Annotated in this window: 22 protein-coding genes; 7 read left to right on the forward strand and 15 right to left on the reverse strand. The window is 42.7% G+C overall.

The window, feature by feature from the left end:
• Window positions 1-40: 40 nt before the first annotated feature.
• From AZE41_RS16080 to AZE41_RS16105, 6 genes are all read right to left on the reverse strand, one after another.
• On the reverse strand, window positions 41-1,591 hold the full coding sequence (locus AZE41_RS16080; protein WP_067211493.1) for an acyl-CoA carboxylase subunit beta: 1,551 nt from the start codon (window positions 1,589-1,591) through the stop codon (window positions 41-43).
• A 507-nt stretch (window positions 1,592-2,098) separates the two neighbouring features.
• The gene (locus AZE41_RS16085) at window positions 2,099-2,314 is read right to left on the reverse strand and encodes a biotin/lipoyl-binding carrier protein (protein ID WP_067211496.1); all 216 of its coding nucleotides are present in this window, start codon (window positions 2,312-2,314) and stop codon (window positions 2,099-2,101) included.
• Window positions 2,311-3,672 (reverse strand): acetyl-CoA carboxylase biotin carboxylase subunit, encoded by a 1,362-nt coding sequence (locus AZE41_RS16090; protein ID WP_067211499.1) that lies wholly within the window; start codon window positions 3,670-3,672, stop codon window positions 2,311-2,313. Before AZE41_RS16090 ends, AZE41_RS16085 begins: the two co-directional genes overlap by 4 nt.
• Window positions 3,673-4,063: 391 nt before the next feature.
• Complete coding sequence (locus AZE41_RS16095; RefSeq protein WP_067211502.1) at window positions 4,064-4,822, reverse strand: enoyl-CoA hydratase/isomerase family protein; 759 nt, start codon at window positions 4,820-4,822, stop codon at window positions 4,064-4,066.
• A gap of 306 nt (window positions 4,823-5,128) precedes the next feature.
• Window positions 5,129-5,302 (reverse strand): 50S ribosomal protein L32, encoded by a 174-nt coding sequence (gene rpmF, locus AZE41_RS16100; protein ID WP_067211505.1) that lies wholly within the window; start codon window positions 5,300-5,302, stop codon window positions 5,129-5,131.
• A gap of 23 nt (window positions 5,303-5,325) precedes the next feature.
• Window positions 5,326-5,859, reverse strand: coding sequence for a YceD family protein (locus AZE41_RS16105; protein ID WP_067211507.1), 534 nt, complete (start codon window positions 5,857-5,859; stop codon window positions 5,326-5,328).
• Window positions 5,860-5,976: 117 nt separating this feature from the next.
• On the opposite strand from AZE41_RS16105, the gene AZE41_RS16110 reads away from it, so the two are divergent.
• Window positions 5,977-7,206 (forward strand): nucleotidyltransferase, encoded by a 1,230-nt coding sequence (locus tag AZE41_RS16110; RefSeq protein ID WP_335339505.1) that lies wholly within the window; start codon window positions 5,977-5,979, stop codon window positions 7,204-7,206.
• A 145-nt stretch (window positions 7,207-7,351) separates the two neighbouring features.
• Here the strand turns inward: AZE41_RS16110 and AZE41_RS16115 are convergent, their stop codons facing one another.
• Entirely contained in the window at window positions 7,352-8,398 is a 1,047-nt protein-coding gene (locus AZE41_RS16115) for a SepM family pheromone-processing serine protease (protein WP_067211511.1), read from the reverse strand.
• A 129-nt stretch (window positions 8,399-8,527) separates the two neighbouring features.
• On the opposite strand from AZE41_RS16115, the gene AZE41_RS16120 reads away from it, so the two are divergent.
• Window positions 8,528-9,448, forward strand: coding sequence for a hypothetical protein (locus AZE41_RS16120; RefSeq protein ID WP_067211514.1), 921 nt, complete (start codon window positions 8,528-8,530; stop codon window positions 9,446-9,448).
• Window positions 9,449-9,497: 49 nt separating this feature from the next.
• Here the strand turns inward: AZE41_RS16120 and coaD are convergent, their stop codons facing one another.
• Genes coaD through AZE41_RS16135 form a run of 3 tightly spaced genes read right to left on the reverse strand, consistent with a single transcriptional unit; the run spans window position 9,498 to window position 11,978 of the window.
• Window positions 9,498-9,983 (reverse strand): pantetheine-phosphate adenylyltransferase, encoded by a 486-nt coding sequence (coaD, locus tag AZE41_RS16125; RefSeq protein WP_067211517.1) that lies wholly within the window; start codon window positions 9,981-9,983, stop codon window positions 9,498-9,500.
• 10 nt (window positions 9,984-9,993) lie between these two features.
• Window positions 9,994-10,542 carry a 16S rRNA (guanine(966)-N(2))-methyltransferase RsmD gene (rsmD, locus tag AZE41_RS16130; RefSeq protein ID WP_067211518.1) on the reverse strand — a complete coding sequence of 183 codons (549 nt, stop codon included), beginning with the start codon at window positions 10,540-10,542 and terminating at the stop codon, window positions 9,994-9,996.
• Complete coding sequence (locus tag AZE41_RS16135; RefSeq protein ID WP_067211521.1) at window positions 10,539-11,978, reverse strand: hypothetical protein; 1,440 nt, start codon at window positions 11,976-11,978, stop codon at window positions 10,539-10,541. The genes rsmD and AZE41_RS16135 overlap by 4 nt, the downstream gene beginning before the upstream one ends.
• Window positions 11,979-12,074: 96 nt before the next feature.
• Between AZE41_RS16135 and AZE41_RS16140 the strand changes: the two genes are divergently transcribed.
• The gene (locus AZE41_RS16140) at window positions 12,075-12,470 is read left to right on the forward strand and encodes a DUF7147 family protein (RefSeq protein ID WP_067211524.1); all 396 of its coding nucleotides are present in this window, start codon (window positions 12,075-12,077) and stop codon (window positions 12,468-12,470) included.
• A gap of 3 nt (window positions 12,471-12,473) precedes the next feature.
• Here AZE41_RS16140 and AZE41_RS16145 read toward each other — a convergent pair whose 3' ends face one another.
• Entirely contained in the window at window positions 12,474-12,746 is a 273-nt protein-coding gene (locus AZE41_RS16145) for a YlbG family protein (protein ID WP_067211526.1), read from the reverse strand.
• A 524-nt stretch (window positions 12,747-13,270) separates the two neighbouring features.
• On the opposite strand from AZE41_RS16145, the gene AZE41_RS16150 reads away from it, so the two are divergent.
• Window positions 13,271-14,182 (forward strand): glycerophosphodiester phosphodiesterase family protein, encoded by a 912-nt coding sequence (locus AZE41_RS16150; protein WP_067211529.1) that lies wholly within the window; start codon window positions 13,271-13,273, stop codon window positions 14,180-14,182.
• 181 nt (window positions 14,183-14,363) lie between these two features.
• Here AZE41_RS16150 and AZE41_RS16155 read toward each other — a convergent pair whose 3' ends face one another.
• Together AZE41_RS16155 and AZE41_RS16160 are read right to left on the reverse strand one after the other, a co-directional pair.
• Complete coding sequence (locus AZE41_RS16155; protein WP_067211531.1) at window positions 14,364-14,804, reverse strand: YlbF/YmcA family competence regulator; 441 nt, start codon at window positions 14,802-14,804, stop codon at window positions 14,364-14,366.
• A gap of 57 nt (window positions 14,805-14,861) precedes the next feature.
• Window positions 14,862-16,301, reverse strand: a complete 1,440-nt coding sequence (locus AZE41_RS16160; RefSeq protein ID WP_067211534.1) for a UDP-N-acetylmuramoyl-L-alanyl-D-glutamate--2,6-diaminopimelate ligase — start codon at window positions 16,299-16,301, stop codon at window positions 14,862-14,864.
• A 110-nt stretch (window positions 16,302-16,411) separates the two neighbouring features.
• On the opposite strand from AZE41_RS16160, the gene AZE41_RS16165 reads away from it, so the two are divergent.
• Window positions 16,412-17,143, forward strand: coding sequence for an amino acid kinase family protein (locus AZE41_RS16165; protein ID WP_067214025.1), 732 nt, complete (start codon window positions 16,412-16,414; stop codon window positions 17,141-17,143).
• 13 nt (window positions 17,144-17,156) lie between these two features.
• Here AZE41_RS16165 and AZE41_RS16170 read toward each other — a convergent pair whose 3' ends face one another.
• Window positions 17,157-18,227 carry a CAP domain-containing protein gene (locus tag AZE41_RS16170; protein ID WP_067211536.1) on the reverse strand — a complete coding sequence of 357 codons (1,071 nt, stop codon included), beginning with the start codon at window positions 18,225-18,227 and terminating at the stop codon, window positions 17,157-17,159.
• Between the two features lie 234 nt (window positions 18,228-18,461).
• On the opposite strand from AZE41_RS16170, the gene AZE41_RS16175 reads away from it, so the two are divergent.
• Both AZE41_RS16175 and ytvI read left to right on the forward strand, forming a co-directional pair.
• The gene (locus AZE41_RS16175; protein ID WP_067211539.1) at window positions 18,462-18,827 is read left to right on the forward strand and encodes a YugN family protein; all 366 of its coding nucleotides are present in this window, start codon (window positions 18,462-18,464) and stop codon (window positions 18,825-18,827) included.
• 134 nt (window positions 18,828-18,961) lie between these two features.
• Window positions 18,962-20,020 carry a sporulation integral membrane protein YtvI gene (gene ytvI / locus AZE41_RS16180; protein ID WP_067211542.1) on the forward strand — a complete coding sequence of 353 codons (1,059 nt, stop codon included), beginning with the start codon at window positions 18,962-18,964 and terminating at the stop codon, window positions 20,018-20,020.
• A gap of 40 nt (window positions 20,021-20,060) precedes the next feature.
• Here ytvI and AZE41_RS16185 read toward each other — a convergent pair whose 3' ends face one another.
• A complete protein-coding gene (locus AZE41_RS16185; protein ID WP_067211545.1) occupies window positions 20,061-20,522 on the reverse strand; it encodes a DUF420 domain-containing protein in 462 nt (153 codons plus the stop codon).
• Window positions 20,523-20,564: the final 42 nt, after the last annotated feature.

Below are 20,564 nucleotides of genomic sequence, written 5' to 3' on the forward strand. Positions count from 1 at the left end.
CCACCTGAACTTCAGTGGACCTTTTTTGTTCTATACTCGATTATACAGGATAAACTGGATGTTTTCTTGGTGGTTGTGGAACATCTTTTGTACTGTAGAAACGATATCTATCCGCAAGCACACCTCTTAAGCTTGATGGTGCTACAATTTCATCAATAATCAGTTCAGATGCCATCTTATAAATATCAATTTCTTCTTTGTATTCCTTATGTTTTTCCTGAACAAACGCAATCCGCTCTTTTGGATCTTCAATCGCTTCGATTTTATTCGAATAGACTGCATTTACTGCTGCTTCAGGTCCCATAACCGCAATTTGAGCAGTCGGTAACGCGATACAGACATCCGGCTCAAACGCTGGACCTGCCATCGCGTACAGTCCAGCTCCATAAGCTTTCCGGACAATAACTGATATTTTCGGAACAGTCGCTGAACTCATCGCCATAATTAATTTCGCGCCGTGGCGAATAATTCCTGCACGCTCAACTTTCGTTCCAATCATAAAGCCCGGAACGTCGGCAAGGAATAGCAGAGGAATAGAGAATGCATCACAAAGATTAATGAATTTCGTTGCTTTGTCTGCAGAATCCACAAACAAAACTCCACCTTTTACTTTCGGTTGATTGGCAATGATACCAACCGGTTGTCCTTCGATTCTAGCCAAACCTGTAATAATTTCACCGGCAAATAATTTCTTAACGTCAAAGTAACTGCCATCATCAATTAATGCGTCAATCGCTTCATACATATCAAATGGCGCGTTTTGGTTTTCCGGAATGATTGCTTCAAGCGTTCGGCCTACTTTCGCCTCCACCGTTTCTTTTAAAGCGGGTTTTTCTGTAAAGTTCGCAGGGAAATATGCTAGATAACGACGCGCTTCCGCAATCGCTTCTTCTTCATTCGCCGCAAGCACATCGCCGCAACCACTCACTGAACAATGCATGCGGGCACCGCCCATTTCTTCCAGTGTTACTTTTTCACCGATTACTTTTTCGGCCATGCGCGGTGAACCTAAATACATCGACGCATTGCCCTCTACCATAATAACGATATCGCAAAATGCGGGTATGTACGCACCACCTGCAGCGGAAGGACCGAATAGAACACAAATTTGCGGGATGAAACCCGATAACCTCACTTGGTTGTGGAATATCTTCCCTGCACCGCGACGGTTCGGGAACATGTCAAGCTGATCTGTAATACGAGCTCCCGCTGAATCGACAAGATATAGCATTGGTACACGGTTCTTCTCTGCAATTTCCTGAATACGAATAATCTTCTCAACCGTACGGGCTCCCCATGACCCTGCCTTCACCGTTGAATCATTCGCCATCACACAAACCGTCTGGCCGTTCACTTTCCCCATCGCCGTAACGACACCATCCGCCGGTAAATCCCCTGCTTCACAATTGGCAAACCTACCGTCTTCTGTATATTCCCCGTCATCGAAAAGAAGTTCCAATCGATCACGGACGAAAAGTTTGTTCTGTTCTTTCAACTTTTCGTGATATTTTGGATGGCCCCCTGCAAAAACCCCTTGCAATTTCGCTTCAAGTTTTTCATTGTAAGCCGTCTGTTGTGTTATTTTAGTCATTTATAAAACCCCTTTCATCAACCATTTTCCCGCATTCCCTTATGTCTAGCTCCAGCGCCTAGCCCCTCGAGTCGCTTCAGTCCTTAAGTTAAAGGCAAAAAGCGCCTTTATCTTTAGGCCTTCCAGCGCTTTTCGGGTCTACCAAGGCGCTTACGCTTTTCTATGACTAGCTCCAGCGGCCAGATGCTCGGGTCATAAGCCAGCCCAACTACGCGACAAAGAACACCGCTTCGCCGTTCCGTCTTATGCCTGTCGCGGGCCTACAGGATGTAGGTCACGCAGCCGTCGCCACACGATGTGGCGAATTTAGGCTGTGTTCATTGAAGGCCGTCTCCACTTTTCTATGTGTCTAGACTGAAGCGCCTAGCCCCTCGAGTCGCTTCAGTCCTAAAGTTAAAGGCAAAAAGCGCCTTTATCTTTAGGCCTTCCAGCGCTTTTCGGGTCTACCAAGGCGCTTACGCTTTTCTATGTCTAGACTCCAGCGCCTACCAAGGCGCTTACGCTTTTCTAGATTTCGATTGTAGCTAGAACGTCTTCTTCGTTAACGAAATCGCCGACTTGTACATTAATCGTTGCTACTTTTCCAGCCGATTCCGCTTCAACCGGAATTTCCATTTTCATCGATTCGAGTACGATGATAACTTGTCCCGCTGTTACTTCTTCCCCTACCGCTGCGTTCACTGTAAACACTGTACCTGCCATCGTTGCTTTTAATGCTGTCATTTTATTGTTTCCTCCTTTTGTTTTGCGCTCCATGTGTTTAAAACCGCTGTCGAATAGTCACCTGTAAGGAATTCCTCGGATTTCAGAAAATTATTGAATAGCGGTATATTCGTTTTCAAACCTTCAATTTCTACTTTTGAAAGGAAAGCTGCCGATTTTTGAATCGCTTCTTCCCGAGTTGTTGCGTGGACAATTACTTTTGAGATGAGTGGATCATAGAAAGGCGTCACTTTCCCACCCTCAACATATCCTGAGTCAATACGGATTCCCGTAGTATCTCCCCAATTAAGTTTATTAATTGTCCCCGGTGATGGCAAGAATTTAACCGGATCTTCCGCGTAAATACGGAATTCAATTGCATGGCCTGTCGACTTGATGCTCGTTTGGTCTATCACAGGAAGCTTATTGCCGTTCGCAATTTCAAGTTGCCATTCGACAAGGTCAAACCCAGTCACTTCTTCAGTCACCGGATGTTCAACTTGAAGTCTAGTATTCATTTCCAAAAAGTAGTGTTCATTATTTTCATCGACAATAAATTCGACCGTTCCTGCATTTTTATAAGAAACCGCTTTTGCTGCATCGACTGCCGCTTTATAAAGACGATGGCGCGCTTCTTCCGGCAAGTGTGGTGAAGGTGATTCCTCAATCACTTTTTGGTTACGTCGTTGTACCGAACAATTACGTTCAAACAAATGGACAACATTTCCGAAGTTGTCTCCGAAAATCTGCACCTCGATATGACGGGCATTCGTTATGAATTTTTCAAGGAAAACAACATCATCCCCAAAATATGCTTTCGCTCGATTCTTTACGGATTGGAATTGTTGACTGAGCGCTTGCTCATCTTCACAACGAATCATACCGATCCCACCGCCGCCAGCACTCGCTTTCAGCATGATCGGATAACCGATCTCAACTGCTGCACGCACGGCATCTTCCAAAGAAGTAATTCCTTCATCAGTTCCAGGTACGACCGGCACCCCTGCCGCTTTCATCGTTACACGTGAACCGATTTTGTCACCCATCTTATCAATTGTATCTGCATCAGGCCCGATGAATTGGATTCCCGCAGCTTGTACTTTACGTACAAATTCTGCATTTTCAGAAAGAAGCCCGTACCCCGGATGAATGCCATCTACTCCCGCACGAACCGCAATTTCGATTATATCATCCGCTTTTAAATAGGATTGTTGAACTTGTGCAGGTCCTAGCAAGAACGCCTCGTCCGCTTCTTTCACGAACGGCATGTCTGCGTCTGCTTCAGAATAGACAGCGACAGTGGCAATACCTAGACGTTTACAAGTCTTTATGATTCTAAGAGCGATTTCCCCACGATTCGCAATCAGTATTTTATCCATATTAATCCCCCAAACAATTTGATGTGTATTTCTCCATCCCTCTCTAGTTTATACGATGAATGAAAGCGATTTCAACCTTTGTCTGAAAAAAACATCTTTTCATGCCATTTCAACTAGTCAATTTCCGGAAGTTTTAACTTCAAAATGGTTTTGTGCGATTAAAAAGTCGTGGCGGTCATAATACGGCTGATGCCAAGCATAATAGGGCTCATGCCGGTCATAATCGTACCCAAGGCGAGCATAACTGGCCCCATGCCGGTCATAACAAGATGGACGGTCCCAATCAAAGCAAAAAACGCCTTATAACTAAGGGACAATACTTAACTTATTTAATTCAATTAAAAAAACCGTTGCACATGCATAGGACATGTACAGCGGTCTTTGAAACAATTTATTTTTTCGATAAAAACTGCGCCACTTCTTCATGGTGTGCATCACTTCCCCAAAGAATTGAACATTGACGCGACTCTTCAATCATTCGGTCACGAATAAAATCAGCTGTCCATTTCCGAATAGCAATCGTTTTATACGCTCGATGGACAGCCGGATGATGCGCGGACATTTTGGCAAGAAACCGTTGAAGCCCGTTTTCAGCAGTGCCCTCATAAGTTTCAGTTGCCCAACCCGCTTCAAACATTTCATCAGCCGTATGCACCCCAGCTTCAGACAGTAGGCGCAACACACGGTCATGCTTGCCATCTTTTTCAAACAGCAGCGTAGCACCGCCCCAACCCGTAGTAATAGCAAGTGTCCCTTGAATGAAACCAGCCTTTGCTGTGGATGACATGACCCTGTAATCACAAGCAGTAGCAATTTCACAACCACCACCTACGGCAGCACCATTGATGAGCGCAATGACAGGCATCGGTAGCGTAGCAACCCGGTATAATAGGCCCGCCATTCTGCTTAGCATTGGATATGCCTCATCGGACGTACGTAAGGCATGAAATTCAGATAAATCTCCACCCGAACAGAATGCCCGATCTCCCGCACCCGTAATGACGGCATATGCGACTTCTTCATTATTTTCAATACGATTTAGAAATTGTTCGAGGCCATCCATAACCGTATAGTTAATGGCGTTGCGCATTTCAGGACGGTCAATTGTAAAAGTAGCAATTCCATTTTCGATAGCAATTGTGTAAGACATGTCCATTCCCCCCATTGTGTGTATAATTTGAATAAAGATTTCCTTCAAATACGCTTCGGCACTCCGGGGTGCCTTCCGCTTTTCTTACTGTCTAGCTGCAGGCGTCAGCCCCTCGAGTCGCTTCAGTCCACAGGAAAAGGCAAAGAGCGCCTTTTTCCTGTGGACTTCCAGCGCTTGTCGGGGCTAAACGACGCCTTCCGCTTTTCTTGTTGTCCAGCTACAGCGGCCGCTTCCGCTTTTCTTGGGTATAGAAAAAAGGCCACCGTGAGCCATGGTCTCACGGTAGCCTTCATAGGCAAATCTTACTTATTCGCCTACAACTTCTTTTCCTTTGTAATGACCGCATGATTTACAAATGCGGTGAGCCAATTTGATTTCGCCACAGTTAGTACAAGTAGTCATTCCCGGTACTTGCAATTTATAATGCGTACGGCGCTTGTTTTTAACTGTTTTGGATGTTCTTCTTTTTGGTACAGCCATCTGGGGCACCTCCTTACGTTCGCCTATTCGTCCTTGGATTCAAAGAACTTTGCCAAATCGGCAAGTCTAGGATCCACTTTCGTTTCCAGTTCCTTACGGAGCCTGGCATTGTACACCTCGTCAGTCGCGTATGACCAGCCTTTTCCTTCAGCCTCTTGCATATCATCAGCATTTTCGCTGAAAATTTGAAGCGGCACTTCAAGGAGGACGAGCTCCTCAAATACAGGGGTCGGATCGACTACCTCACCCACAACAGGATGAATTTCATCATCTGATGCGAGAACTTCTTCATCCCAGCTGAACTGTTCGTCAGCTTCGATTACGAATGGTAATTCGACGTCTTCCCATGTTCGTGAACAGGGTAATGTCAACGTACCTTCGAGCCGGAATCGGCATATCAATTTCTTGGAGCTGATTGTACAACTTCCGGTCACTCGGACAGGCGTAATATTCCGGATTTCCGGATTCCGTTTTTTCACGGATTCAAGGTCGACAGCTTCGTCAAGCGGCATCGCACCTTGTCTGTATCTCTGCAATTGATGGATTGACCATTTCATGTCTATCACCTCAAGACAACAATGTTGATTATATAATGGGCGAAAAGGGATGTCAAGATATTTTCTTGTCACTTCGTCAGCCGCATAGGTATAATTAATATTCATTGTAGCAAAGGAGTGTCGAATTTGAAAGCTTCAGGAATTATCGTCGAATATAACCCGTTTCACAACGGGCATCTTTATCACGCGATACAAGCAAAAATAACAACTGGCGCGGATGTTGTAATTGCCGTCATGAGCGGTAATTTCCTACAACGGGGGGAACCTGCATTTGTTGATAAATGGTCCCGGGCGAACATGGCCTTGAAAAACGGTGTGGACATCGTTTTGGAGCTTCCTTATGCATTCGCGACATCTAATGCCCCATCCTTCGCCAGAGGTGCTATTCAGCTACTGGACGCTGCTCAGTGCAGTGCTTTCTGCTTCGGTAGCGAAGATGGTGAAGTTAACTCTTTCGAAAGAAGTCTTCTTCTTCTCCAACAAGCCGGCGACAATTATGAACAAACTGTGAAAGATGCTGTCAGCCGGGGACTCAGTTATCCAAAAGCGTTGAATGAGGCTTACACCATGGCCGCCAATTCCTCAACAATCGAAGGACCACTTGCTGATCTCTCGAAACCGAACAACATTTTAGGTTTTCATTATATGGAAGCTGCTAGGAATATTGACTCCGAAATGAAAGCCGTCACAATCCCGCGCATTGTCGCCCAGTACCATGACGACGCTGTAGCAGGTAACCCAATTGCAAGTGCAACCGGCATCAGAAAATCCTTTTTTGAATCAGAGACGCTCGGAACGATTACAGACTTCATGCCAGATACAGCACTCGAACTTCTACACGATTGGCAAGCGGAAAATCAATCTTTTGGAAACTGGCCGACTTTCTATCCCCAGCTCCGTTTCACAATTTTACGGGAAGGACCAAAACGACTTGCGATGATTGCAGACGTAACGGAAGGAATTGAGAATCTGTTGTACCGCGCGGCAGCCGATAACGGCACATTTGAAGGCTTCATGAAGGACGTGAAATCCAAAAGGTACACTTGGACCCGACTTCAGCGCATGCTTACTCATATATTTACCGGGTTTACGTACGATATACGGAGCAGTATGAAAACTCCTTCCTATCTACGATTACTTGGAATGACATCGGCCGGAAGATTATATTTGAATGAACATAAAAAAAGGCTGAAGCTTCCTCTAATTAGCAAAGCAGCCGCCTTTTCAAATCCTTCACTTGATTTCGATATCCACGCAGCGGATATGTACGCACTCGGTATCGGAAACGGCACTTCTAGTTCCCGAATCGGTGTTGATTACAATACACACCCAATTATCATTCAGTGAAGATGTTAGTTTGAGATAAAGATTCCGTTCAACTCCGCTTCGGTGCTCGGGGATGGCTTCGGCTCCCCCTGTAAGGCGCCTTCGCTAAATTTACATGGCAGTTACTGGCACCACACACCGCATAGAAAAGACCACACCAAACAACTTACTTCTTTTCCAACGTCGCTAAATAATCAAGTGCATCATCTACAGTTTCCACCGGCACGATTTTCATTTTTGTGCCGATTTTCTCTGCCATCATTACAGCTTCTTCGTAATTAGTCAGTATTCCAGGATTTGCCGCCCTTACTTCATCAGGTAAATCATCTGCTGGTGCGAAGAATATTTCCACGTCTTGGCGGGAAGCAGCAATCACTTTAAAGTCCGCGCCCCCAATTCTTCCGACGGTTCCATCCTCCAACATTTCTCCAGTTCCAGCAATGTTATATCCTTTTGTGAGGTCTTCATCAAGCAACTGGTTCATAATTTCAAGTGTGAACATCAGACCCGCAGATGGTCCACCTATATTCGATGTTTTGAAATCGACTTCTGGATCAGTCGTGAGTGTTCGATCCTCTTCAAAACGTACGCCAAGTCCTGCCCGTCCATCACTATCAGGTATCTCTTTCAAGACAAGTGTTACATCGAGCTTCTTGTCATCCCTATCCAACGAAATCTTTACTTCATCACCCAATTTCTTATCTCCAATAAGCGTAAAGAATTGTCCTGATTCTTTCAACTCCACACCGTCAACCACACGAATCTTGTCTCCAAGTTCCAAGATACCGTCGGCCGCGCCTCCTTCGAGGACCATCATGACAAATACACCATCATACTGGATATCAACAGGAATACCCGCTTTTTCAAATGCAACTGTAATTGCATTGAACTGTGAACCAGTCATGAGTTTCTTCTGCCGGATATTATATTCCTTGTCATTTTCTCCATCTCTTCTTACATTTTCAGCAGGGAGAAGCTTCTTCTTATCGGTGAATTTCGATAAAACATAAGAAGCTGGTGTCGCTTTTGAAACGGAAATCGTCATAAGACTGAACGTCCCAATATCGTTGTTATCTCCGCCTACCACTTCAACGAGTGGATCCAAGTCATAAGCTCCTCCTGGCTGCGATATATAAGAATCGAGCGGGTAAATGAACAAAATGGCTATGATAACAAGCAAAACACCTATCATACTGAATCGTTTCTTTCTCATTTTAGGACCACCTCCGTTAATAGCCTGTACTTTCTTTACATATATATAAGTGTAGCACCAAAAAAAGACTGACAAAAGATTTATACCTAATTTTTTCGTCATGCTTGGAAATCGAAAGGAGCCGAGTGCGTGGTCAACGGAATACATGCACGCCTTTATCATATGATAAATCTTTCAGTCGTTTGGGGACTTATCATTCTGTTCATTTTACAGCCAAGCGTTGCACATGCCGGAGCCGAAGCGGGCGCACAGTTATTTATCCATGCACTGCTTCCTTATTTACTGCCCTATATCATATTGACACAATGGCTTTTAAAAATGCCCAATCGTACACAGAAAGTACCGAAGTGGAGGCGTTTTTTGAAAGCATATGTACTCGGATCATTTGGCGGATTCCCGGTCGGTGCCGTAACAGTAACCGAAATGATGAAAAACGGTGAATTATCTCAGAAGCAAAGCGGTCTACTTCTAGCTGCATGCCATGCACCCGGGCCGATGTTTATCATCGGCTTCGTTGGAACAGAACTTTTCGGAAATGTAAGTTCAGGGTGGAAGTTACTTGCGGCCATCCACATCGCGAATATTTTATTCTTTTTACTTGCAGTAGCTTTTCTGCACCGCGAAAGCGAAATAGAAACACCTCTTTCACAACCTCAAAAGAAAGTAAAAGGGGTGCCACTTCTAGACGCTATCAAGGAAAGTTCGACAATCATTATTCTTGTCGCAACCACGGTCATTTTCTTTTCCTCTCTCGGAACCGTGCTGTCAACAGTTTTCACTTCGGCATTCACTGTGGAGATGGGGATTTCGAAAACAATTGCCTTAGCCATTTTCGAAATGACATCAGGTGTTCAATCAGCAACAGATCACTTTTACGGCTTGCCGTTTTTCCCTTTTCTTATCGCTGCAATCATTTCCATGAACGGATTGAGTATCCATATGCAAGTTTTTGTCATCGCAAAGACCTGCAAAATCTCGATGACCCCTTACGTAATCGGACGAATTTGGAGCATCATTGTCGTTCCGGTAATCTTCTACCTTATTTATTAATATAAAATGGTTATGATGAAAGTTTAATTTCATCATAACCATTTAACAATCATCGAGTTTGATATTTCTTTTTCAACGCCTCTTCAACTTGCATTGGCACAAGTCCTGAGATTTCACCGCTGTACTTTGCCACTTCTTTGACAATACTCGAACTGAGGAACGAATACTGATTGTTCGTCATGATGAAAAATGTCTCGATACTCTCATCGAGAAACCTGTTCATAGACGTAATTTGCATTTCATACTCAAAATCGGAAACGGCACGCAATCCGCGAACAATTACAGATGCCCCTACACTCTTGGCATAATCAACGAGCAATCCAGAAGACGACTCCACTTTCACATTCGGAAACACAGACGTCACCTCTTCAATAAGCGCCATACGCTCTTCGACAGTAAACAGTGAGTTTTTTGAGGAGTTATTCATCACAGCAACTCTGACGTCACCGAAAACCCTCGCTGCTCTCTTGATAATATCTAGATGCCCATTCGTTAACGGGTCAAAACTTCCGGGTACAACTGCAATTTTCGACATTATTGAAACCTCATTTCTCATAAATAGATACAGCGCTATTTCCATACACTGAACTTTTTATCTTATAATAACTGCCGTACGCTTCTGGTAATTCCAATTGCTTTTCATGCTCACAAACGATGACAGCGTTTTCAGTCAGAAGGTCTGCTTCTACAAATTCAAGTGCCAAATTATAAAATGCTGTTTCCGCATACGGGGGATCGATAAAAAGAAGTTTTGCTTTCTTCCGTTCCGCTTGCAAAACTTTAACCGCATTTCTAGCATCCGCACGCTTGATATGTAATTCTTCCGTAAATCGGCATTTTTCCGCGTTCGCTTTAATAATCGCACACGCTTTCACATTTTTTTCAAATAGGAATGCCTCATCGATTCCTCTTGATAAAGCTTCAAGGGAAAGAGATCCGCTGCCCCCAAACAATTCTACGGCAATTCCACCATCAAAGTAAGGCCCGATTATATTGAATACGGACTCTTTCACTTTATCCGATGTCGGGCGTGTATCCGTCCCCTGTAAAGATTTCAAGGGAATACCTTTTCTAGTTCCTGCAACAACTCTCACTTGTCGCCCTCCTCTGCCAGTGTTGACATTCTGATGATATCAATCGTATCTGCCGTTTTCTCGACACTTAATAGGAACAACCGTTTAAACCAACTCTCTTCAAAATATAAATCACCTTCCAGTACTTCGAATGGCATAGTTACAACATCGTATTTTTGTTCATTATAGACATAGAATAGTTCTTTCCTAGGAAATCTAAATTTCCTGATGCCATTTTCAATGTAAATGGACCGCGCATTCGTCTTGATGGTATAGCCCGCAAGGTTTAAAATTCTCTTCGCTGGATACAGGGTCTTTCCATCCTTCAATAGAATTCGAATATCTGTAGTGCTAGTGCCATCAAATTTGATTTCCCGTGGATCTTCGATAAGAAACGGATGAGCAGTTGTATCATCATGAATATTTTTCGTAAAGTAAGATGTCTTAAAGCCTGTTATCTCTCCGGCTATCGCGTCCAAAACAGATGCATTAAGCTCTTGCCCTGTCATATTATTCAACACTTTTTTGAATTTCCCTAGTTCCTCTACTGTAATTGATTCAGTAAGGACTTGATAAGCTTTACGTGATTTCCCGAGTCCTGTTGGCGTTTCTCCTAGAATCGAAGCTACCAGTTCGGCCGTCATGCGTTCGTTTTCGGGTATTGTAAAACGCGCATACATACTTTCCCTTAGCAATCGAACCGATACCTTATCCACATCCGCATTTTTTGAAACGATAAACCGGGTAGCATTAACAGCCTGACGTGTATCATCAATTACAATCGTTGAATGATTGGCATCAATTGCTTTAAGTACGTTATCCACTTCCCCAAGTTGCTCAGTATTGCCGCTTTCCCCAAATACCGAGAGCCTATCCCCAGCATAGAGCACAGGCAAATTATTCCGCTGCCAATAAAGTTCCTTGACTTCTCCCTTGCCACGGAATAATGAATAATTGATGTTCGTCATTTTTTTAGTACCCACTCGCTCCAAACCATTTACCCATAATCCACCAACCCCTGTTTCATCAGTCATATGGAATAATGTGTACGAGGCAGAAGAAGCATGTAGTGTAGCGAACGGTTCGTTGAATAGAGCTGTTTGTTTTAGAGGTCCTTTTTTGGGTATTTCATACGAAATGGATTGTCGTCCATTCTCCCCTTCAAGAAAAGCGATAGAATTCTCATCCATTCGATTGCAGGATGTTGCGTCCGCAAGATAACAAGAACGATTGGTGCTGGCTTTTGGCCAAACAATTTCATACCGCATGTCCAATAAGCCACTGAAATGCTGGCGGATATGAAGAGCATCGGGACGATTTACCACTTCAATCTCTTGGGTGAACTTTACAACGCTAGGCTCTTTACTGTCTGCGCCTACCGCTTGATAATAATGCATATAAATTAGAAGACCGTTCACAATCAGTAAAAGAAACATAGTCCTTACGATAAATTTCAAATCCTACACCCCCTAGGACGAATTGATGAATGCACCTTGGCGCTCACAATGGTATGATAAGTCTAGATTTACGTATTTAGAAAGGTAGTGTTATGTATGATATTAAATCAACGATTCATAGAGCTTGGCGAAGGATATGGAGATGTTTATGAACTATGCGAATTAATCAAGTCGAATAGCGACCGCCTGCATAGGACGTTCATCTTATCCTCAGAAACACCTTCAGGTCATGCACTGTCACTCGCAGCAGCCTTCGAACCCGCAAATGACGGTAAGTTCATGCCTATTTACATTTGCCGGGAAGGAATTATCCAGCAGAATACCATCAAATCAAAAAGAAGGCTACTTTTTGAGGAAACAGCAGAGAAAGTTGGGAGCACGCCAGCAGTTATCGAGTTGAAAAACTCTTCAGTATTTGCGGAAACTGAGTTGTTTTATCAATACACAATTGGTATTCTGCGTATCAACAAGCTGCTCCCTCCATTAAGATAGTTCTTATAACCCGGTTTTATAATCATATTCTTTCGCTTTATCCGGTTTGGCATTTTCGTATTCCGTTTTCACAAATGGGCGGTAGGACGGCAAAACCTTTTTTACAGATGGAAGACGTTCTATTTTCCCCATGACCGTATCGACATCTTCCATATTGCAATAAAGGACAACATACTTCATTGTGCGTGATATATAATGGACATGACCGTATTTTCGAAATGACTTTGCTTGTTTTAAATGATGAAGATAGACAATAATACCTTGACGATCGATCATAGATTTCCCCTCTTTTCCTAACCCATACAATACCATAGGACTGAAAAGCCCTGCAACAATAGAAATGCAGAAGGCGTCGTGTAGCCCCGACAAGCGCTGGAGGGCCACAGGAAAAAGGCGTTCTTTGCCTTTATCCTGGGGACTGAAGCGACTCGAGGGGCTGACGCCTGAAGCTGGACAATAAGAAAAGCGGAAGGCGTCGTGTAGCCCCGATAAGCGCTGGAGGGCCACAGGAAAAAGGCGTTCTTTGCCTTTATCCTGGGGACTGAAGCGACTCGAGGGGCTGACGCCTGGAGCTGGACAATAAGAAAAGCGGAAGGCGCCCGCTAGATGCGACAAGTAGGTGGGATGCAGTTCAATCCCACCCTGCTGGAGGACTTGAATATAAGGCGCTCTTTGCCTTTATATTCAAGAAGGAAGGCGGAAGACGCCTGAATCTGGACACTGAATATTGCTGACAACGTCAATATTTTGCCCTATAATGGGAAAAATAGAGCTGATTCTTAAGGAGGCATCTAAACTAAATGGGTAGAAAAACAAATGTGGTCCTTACAGTAGGTGCGGCAGGCGTTGCCGCGTGGGCAGCTTCCAAAGTTGTCGCAAAACCGGTACCACGTGAAGGTAAAAAAGCACTCGATTTCGATAATCCAGTCATTCTTGCCCACCGAGGTGGACTAGCAGAGGCTCCTGAGAATACATTGGCCGCATTTTCAAAATCGGCCGAGCTTGGCGTACATGGTTTTGCAGTTGATATCCGGTTAACAAAAGACGAGGAAATCATTGTTTTTCACGATGAATTTGCAGATCGAACAACAGATTTCTCTGGAAGAATTGCCGACTATACCCTTAGCGAATTGAAAATGGCTGATGCAGGTTATCAATTTGAAGATGAGGATGGAAATCATTCTTACCGTGGAAAAAACGTAGAAATTATTACCCTTCGTGAACTAATACAGAAGTTTCCGCATATGCTAATTGTTATTAATCTAAAAGATTCTCCTGATACATACGAAGGTAGCTTGATTCCTTCCAAAATTTGGAGACTTCTTGAAGAGCTGGGTGCTGAAGACTGTGTCGCAGTAACAAGCTCATATGATGAACAGACCGACAGATTTAACTTGTACGCACAAAACAAAGTTGCAACCGGTGCGGGTGATAACGAAGTAAAAAGAGCATACGCCTCTTTTACAAGCATGTTCGGTCATCTTTATAGTCCCCGTGCAGACTTGTTCAGAATTCCAGAAAAACTGGGCGTATTTTCTCTCGGCACTGAAAGTTTCATGAAGTTTCTTACCCAAATTAATATTCCAGTTTATTTTGAAGGTGTGAATGATAAAGAGTCGTTCGTTAAACTTTTACATGTTGGAGCAGCTGGTTTCATCACAGACAGACCGACCGTCGCGATGAAAATTGTCCAAGAAAACGTAGGCGATTAAACAAAAAACAGGTTGCATCCATGTCGACTTTCCGACATGGATGCAACCTGTTTTTTTTATGTCTAGACTCCAGGCGCCAACCCCTCGGGTCATAAGTCGTTTTGCTGTGGGGCTGAAGTACGCCTCCTCGCAAACCGTCTTATGCCTTTCGGGGCTGGACGGCGCCTTCCGCTTTTCTTGTTTAAGCCGAACACGAACAGCCTCCGCCGGTGCCGCAACTTCCTCCGCAAGATGAGTCGGAAAAGAATGCACTGCCAGCCGGAACTTTTACTTCATCCGAAACCGATTTAGCGATAATTGAACCAATTTCGTCAAATATAAATTGAACGTCATTCTCAGCCAATCGAAGAGCCGCAACCCGTTCGTTCATATCAAGCTCACGTTTTTGTACGCGGATGCTTTTCATTACTATATTATGATCCGGATGGTATCTTCCGAATCGTTGAACTTCTTCATAACGTTCCTTCATTGCCGTGAACTCTTGAATTGACTTCACAAGTTCATTGTCTGAATAGACATCATCATGGGCTTTGCGGTATTCAGCTACCGCTTCAGAAGAGAGCAACATTGCCGTTAAGTCTTCTGCATCTTCAATGATGGTGATCCATTCGTCTGTCATCATAGAATGATCCCCTCCAATCATCCATTTATCATAACAGAAGAGATGGTAAACTTGCATCTATTCCATATTTATTTCTTTAATATCCAAAAACGTTTTTTCAGAAAGAGCACGTGCTGCTTCTTCGAGATCAGAAAATGGTATCAGACCATCAGCCGTGTGCTGCGATTTTTCATGACCTTTTCCAGCAATTAGGACGATATCACCCGGCGCCGCGCAAAAAATCGCTTTTCGTATTGCATATTTCCGATCTAGTTCGGCTTCAATCGCCGAACATTCACCTCCGAAACCCTCCATAATATCCGAAATAATTGCTTTAGGATCTTCATTTCTTGGATTATCGGATGTAACAATGACAATTGAAGAATACAGGACAGCGAGTTCACCCATCTCAGCTCTTTTTCCTTTATCTCGTTGGCCGCCGCACCCAAAGACTGTAATCAGTCTCCCATAACACGAATTGGATAGCGTTTGCAGTACCGCTTCAAGCGCATCTGGCGTATGAGCATAATCTACGTAAACTTTTACACCATCCCGCTCTAGTTGCTGCAATCTACCTTCTGGAAGCTGTAACAGTTCGCAGTGCAGCAAAATATCATCTAAGTAATAGCCAAGGACAAGAAGTGCACTAATTGCTGCTAATGTATTCATCCGATTATAATGACCCAGTATATCAGGATTCATTTTTAGTTCTGGGACTTGGACGTCAGCTGACGAATTCGTCCCAAAATAAACCAGTGGAACAGTTGCATTTTGAACCATTTTCACACATTCTTTATCATCATTGTTAACAATGAATGTTTTCGCCATTTGAATTAAACGCTTTTTCGCATTTATATAAGCAAACTTTCCACCATGTTCTTCGTAATGATCAGTCCCAATATTCAATAGTATTCCAATGTCGATATCACAATGATCTAAACGATTCGAAGACAATCCAAGTGATGATGCTTCAAGAACAATATGACTAACATTTTCATCAACACATTTCTTTAATAAAGGATGGAGGTATTCCGCGGGTAATGTTGTCATTTTGGGGCATTCATAATCAATCTTAACGCCATCGATAAAAATGCCTGTCGTACCGATAACAGCCACCCGATTTCCAAATTTGCTTAATAACTGACCGATGAAATGTGTAACTGTCGTTTTTCCATTTGTTCCAGTCACCGCAATCATTTTCATTCTTTTGGCAGGATTACCAACTAATTGCGCACTTGCATGAGACATGAACTTTGTGCAATCCGAAACCGTAATGACAACAACATCAGCTGGTATTTCTGTCAAATTTGTTCTATCAATAACAATAGCTGCAGCACCTTGTTCAATTGCTTTTTTAATATACTTCACACCATCGCTTTGATTACCTTTTCTGGCTACAAACACGCATCCTTTCTTTACCCGTGAAGAATCTTCGGTTATTCCCGTGACAACAGTCCTGAGTTCCCCGCCATTGACTGTACAAGGCCAGTCTTTTATAAGCTCCGTTAAAAACAGCACCACTCTCCCCTTCCCGAACATTTTTCTGTGAAAATGAATATATTGAGAGCGAACATACTTTATCGTATGAAAAGAACTCAATGAACGTCACGAAGAAAGTTGGGAGCCTTATGATCATCCAGAAATTCGGTGGAGTAGCAATGAAAAATGAAGAAATGAGATTGAATTGCATTAACCATATAAAAGATGGACTAAATGAGTTTGGCGATGTCGTTGTTGTCGTATCTGCTATTGGTCGCTACGGCGATCCTTATTCGACGGACAGCCTTCTTCAGCTTACGGATGCTTTTTCATCTTCAGCAGCCGCAAGCGACCTTGCAGTGTCCTGTGGCGAACTCATTGCTGCCGCAGTTATATCAGCCGAACTAACACGAGCAGGTGTCCCCAACATTGTCCTGCATGGCATTAAGGCTGGTATAATGACTGTTGGAGAATTTGGAGATGCTACGATTGACCACATCGACCCTGCGTCCATTGCTGAAAACCTTAAACAAACCCGTTGTATTATTATTCCAGGCTTTCAAGGGATCGATAACAACGGGCATGTCATGACACTTGGGAGAGGTGGCAGCGACTTGTCTGCAATCGCGCTTGCAGGAGCACTCCAAGCGTCCCATGTAGAGTTTTTTAAAGATGTACCTGGCGTTATGACTCATGATCCGCGCAAAGTGGAGAACCCCCGTAAACTGGACCTGCTGAAGTTGGACGATTTTATACCACTTCTAGATTGTGAAAGGCCAATCATTCAAAAACGGGCTGCATTACATGCAAAAAAAACGGCGACACCTCTTTATATAAGAGGTGTCGCCAGTACGGAGACAGGAACTTGGATTATTCCTTGAGCAGCAATGAACTTCATTGCTGCCTTTTTTCTTCTGCAAGCTCACGAATCATAACCTGCGTATAATATTTTCCATATGCACCTGTCCCTAGATGTGTGACTTCCTTTTCAAGCAAGACATCACGGTGCGCGGGAGAATTAAGCCAACCATGGACTGCCTCAATTGCATCCACATAGTTGAAAGCAATATTTTCCCGTGCTTTACGATGTTCAATTTCTGCCTCTTTTAACCTATCCGCAAGATTACCGGTCACAGGAGATTCATGGGAAAAGTAATTTTCAAGCGCCATATCCTCACTATGTTTTCGTGCTACAACAGCAAGATCGTAATCACTCAAAAGTTCATTCAATCCATGGTTTTTCCGATAAATATTAGTTAAACTGAAGATTTGACGCTCCATTGCACGATCTACTTCCATCTGCATTGTTGACGATGGACGATCCGCACTAACGATTTCCCCCATATAAGCCATGTCATAGGGCTGGTGCAAAATTAGTGTAATTGGATCAATAAAACGTATCGCTTCCAATTCCCCATCCACACCGTCGATATAAAGCTGCGCATAGACATTCTCATATTCAATAAGCAGCCTATTATTCACATCATCCCCGTTCAATGTAAATGTATAGATACTTTCTCCAATTTGTACAGCCACTTCTGACTCAACAATCGTAAATCGATAGATGTCTTTCACATCCTGCCCAATTTCAAAAGGCTCAATATCGGAGGATAAATCCGCAGTATAAACTTGATTTACTTTCCCTTCCCAAACGCCTACCATTAACTGTTGATCTTTATCGTATATCCACCAATCGTAACCATAGTCTGAGGGTTCAATTCGATCTGGCTTACCCAACTGCTCAAATAGACTGTCTACACTCTTACCGACAAACAGGGACAGGCCCGATTCAGGCCGTGCAGCTTGCGGTAGCGGTAAACCATCCCCACTTCCAGGCACTGGGATCGCCGTCCCATGTTTCACAGGCGACTCAAGCGGTTTATTTTCTTTCACTCGATCATCCATAATATAAAATATCAATAGGACGATGATGAGTAGAATTATTATTTTCCAAAGTGCTTTCATTTTTCGACCTACTTTCTTGAGTATAAAGTTTAGTCAGTTCTTATAAGGATAATACTACTAAATGATTTCTTCTTTCATTATACTTCGTCTATCTGTGAAAAATGTTAAGTATTATCTTATTTATTAAATCATACGTTTGTTGACACAATGTTGTCATTGCAACTGCTGGTGATTTGTTCTATTATAAATAGGTATAGGGAATTGGCTCAACGATATATAAGGAGGATATAAACTATGTATATTGAAGATACAGGCATTGAAAATATTGTTACTGACTTATCAATACTTGATGAAATCATGTTAAAACACGACCTTGTCCGCGCAGGTCAATGGGACTACGAACGCGCAACATTTGATAAGAAATATATGATCAAAGAAGGCACGTTTTATTTGCGCGTATTCAGTTATACAACTGATGGCGATGTTGATACACGCCAAGCGACTATGATCCTTAAAAAACCAGTTGTCGGCAAGCATTACTATCCACATGGCGTTGAATACGGCGAAGGTGAACATTTCCCTGAAAGCCTTGTCAAAGACTGTGTTGCAACACTAAAAGCAGTAAGCGAAGCACTCCAGCCTTATAATCTTAAAAAATAACTATGTAATAACCGCCGGAGAACTCAATGTTCTCTGGTTTTTTTATGTTTATTTACCCTTTTACTTTTCCCGACTAATCAATTGCCCATATTTTGGCTATAATTGAAAGAGTGAATAGTTTGGGGGAATAACCATTGGCAAAATGGCTTACAACACGAAACATTAGTATCATACTCATTATAATTTTTATTACTATAACTTTCATCTTTATCATTCCGATATCAATACCAATCATTTTTGCACTTCTTACGGCTTTACTGATTGACCCAATCGTTAGACTTACCGAAAAAAAGTTTAAATGGAGTCGAAAAACGTCGGTCATTTCAGTGTTCATTTTTATCCTAGTTATTTTAGCTTTGTTCTTCTATTATGCAGTCACTCAGTTAGTGGGTAAAATCATACATTTCACAAAGGTAGCACCTGACTATTTCAATTCGCTATCCGGCGTCTGGATTGATGCGCAAAGCAAATTATTCCAATTTACATCTGGAATGCCAAAAGATGTTGTCACTGCAATACAGAAAGAATTCAAAAACATATTCGAATCTATTCAAGAATCAATTCTGGGTTTACTCAGTTACGATAAGATTATGGCTCTAATGACTGAAGTTCCAAATTTCCTTGTCAACTTGAGTGTTTATATCATCGTACTTTTCTTATTTATGCTCGAATTACCTGAATTAAAGAAAATGTTATTTAGACACTTGACTACTTCTACGGCAGAAAAAGCACGGTTCATAATCGCTAAACTAAATTCTGCTTTTTTCGGTTTTATGAAAGCACAGTTTATTGTCAGTTTTATTATTCTTGGAGTTGCTTTTGTCGGACTGTTTTTAATTACACCTAAATATGCACTCATCATGTCCCTCACAATTTGGATTATCGATCTAATCCCCATCCTCGGATCAGTTATTGTCCTTGCGCCCTGGTCACTTTATCAGTTCATCAGCGGCGATATCGCAACAGGAACGAAACTTGCGATTTTGGCAGCAATCTTACTCATCATACGAAGTACAATCGAACCTAAAGTGATGGGATCTCAAATCGGCTTATCACCGCTCCCCACACTAATCGCTATGTTTCTTGGACTTAAGCTATTCGGCTTCCTCGGATTATTTATTGGACCATTAGCAGTCATCCTCTTTACAACAGCCCGTGAAGCCGGAATCTTCAAAATCAATTTCAGGATTTAAACAAAAACGCTTTCACATATTTGTGAAAGCGTTTTGTTCGTTAAAAACCAAGAATTGCTTTAAACATTGACGTTACTTCCCCACCCTTATAAAAAACATAAAGAAGTAAATAAACAGCAACACCTGTTATTGCTGTGAAGAACCAAATAACACTCGTGATTGGACCAAGCTTCCGATGTCTGACCAAATTATTCTTCAATCCTGCATTAATCGTCACCACACCAAATACTGCTCCTGTTGTCGCAAGTATTATGTGGAAAATAAGGAAAATCGTATAATAGATTTTCAAATTCTCCGGACCGCCAAATGACGTATTACCAACCAATATAGTTCTCGAAACGTAAATGATTAAAAAAAGAATTGCTGATACCGCGGCTGCCAGCATCGTTTTCTTATGCGCTTCAATTTTCCTTTTACGAATTAAGTTCCATCCTATTGCAACTAGCACTGCTGATAAAACAATAAAAAACGTACTTATTGTAGGTAGAAAGGGCAGATTCATTCATTATTCCCCCGATTTGTAAAGTTTCCCTATATCTGTATA

It is taken from the genome of Sporosarcina psychrophila (assembly GCF_001590685.1).
In the GTDB taxonomy this organism is placed as follows: Bacteria; Bacillota; Bacilli; order Bacillales_A; family Planococcaceae; genus Sporosarcina; species Sporosarcina psychrophila.

Excerpts from the sequence above, each read along its gene's own strand:
- AZE41_RS16080 (WP_067211493.1), bottom strand. The coding sequence starts at position 1,591 with ATGACTAAAATAACACAACAGACGGCTTACAATGAAAAACTTGAAGCG.
- AZE41_RS16085 (WP_067211496.1), bottom strand. The coding sequence starts at position 2,314 with ATGACAGCATTAAAAGCAACGATGGCAGGTACAGTGTTTACAGTGAAC.
- AZE41_RS16090 (WP_067211499.1), bottom strand. The coding sequence starts at position 3,672 with ATGGATAAAATACTGATTGCGAATCGTGGGGAAATCGCTCTTAGAATC.
- AZE41_RS16095 (WP_067211502.1), bottom strand. The coding sequence starts at position 4,822 with ATGTCTTACACAATTGCTATCGAAAATGGAATTGCTACTTTTACAATT.
- rpmF (WP_067211505.1), bottom strand. The coding sequence starts at position 5,302 with ATGGCTGTACCAAAAAGAAGAACATCCAAAACAGTTAAAAACAAGCGC.
- AZE41_RS16105 (WP_067211507.1), bottom strand. The coding sequence starts at position 5,859 with ATGAAATGGTCAATCCATCAATTGCAGAGATACAGACAAGGTGCGATG.
- AZE41_RS16115 (WP_067211511.1), bottom strand. The coding sequence starts at position 8,398 with ATGAGAAAGAAACGATTCAGTATGATAGGTGTTTTGCTTGTTATCATA.
- coaD (WP_067211517.1), bottom strand. The coding sequence starts at position 9,983 with ATGTCGAAAATTGCAGTTGTACCCGGAAGTTTTGACCCGTTAACGAAT.
- AZE41_RS16140 (WP_067211524.1), top strand. The coding sequence starts at position 12,075 with ATGATATTAAATCAACGATTCATAGAGCTTGGCGAAGGATATGGAGAT.
- AZE41_RS16145 (WP_067211526.1), bottom strand. The coding sequence starts at position 12,746 with ATGATCGATCGTCAAGGTATTATTGTCTATCTTCATCATTTAAAACAA.
- AZE41_RS16150 (WP_067211529.1), top strand. The coding sequence starts at position 13,271 with ATGGGTAGAAAAACAAATGTGGTCCTTACAGTAGGTGCGGCAGGCGTT.
- AZE41_RS16155 (WP_067211531.1), bottom strand. The coding sequence starts at position 14,804 with ATGATGACAGACGAATGGATCACCATCATTGAAGATGCAGAAGACTTA.
- AZE41_RS16165 (WP_067214025.1), top strand. The coding sequence starts at position 16,412 with ATGATCATCCAGAAATTCGGTGGAGTAGCAATGAAAAATGAAGAAATG.
- AZE41_RS16170 (WP_067211536.1), bottom strand. The coding sequence starts at position 18,227 with ATGAAAGCACTTTGGAAAATAATAATTCTACTCATCATCGTCCTATTG.
- AZE41_RS16175 (WP_067211539.1), top strand. The coding sequence starts at position 18,462 with ATGTATATTGAAGATACAGGCATTGAAAATATTGTTACTGACTTATCA.
- AZE41_RS16185 (WP_067211545.1), bottom strand. The coding sequence starts at position 20,522 with ATGAATCTGCCCTTTCTACCTACAATAAGTACGTTTTTTATTGTTTTA.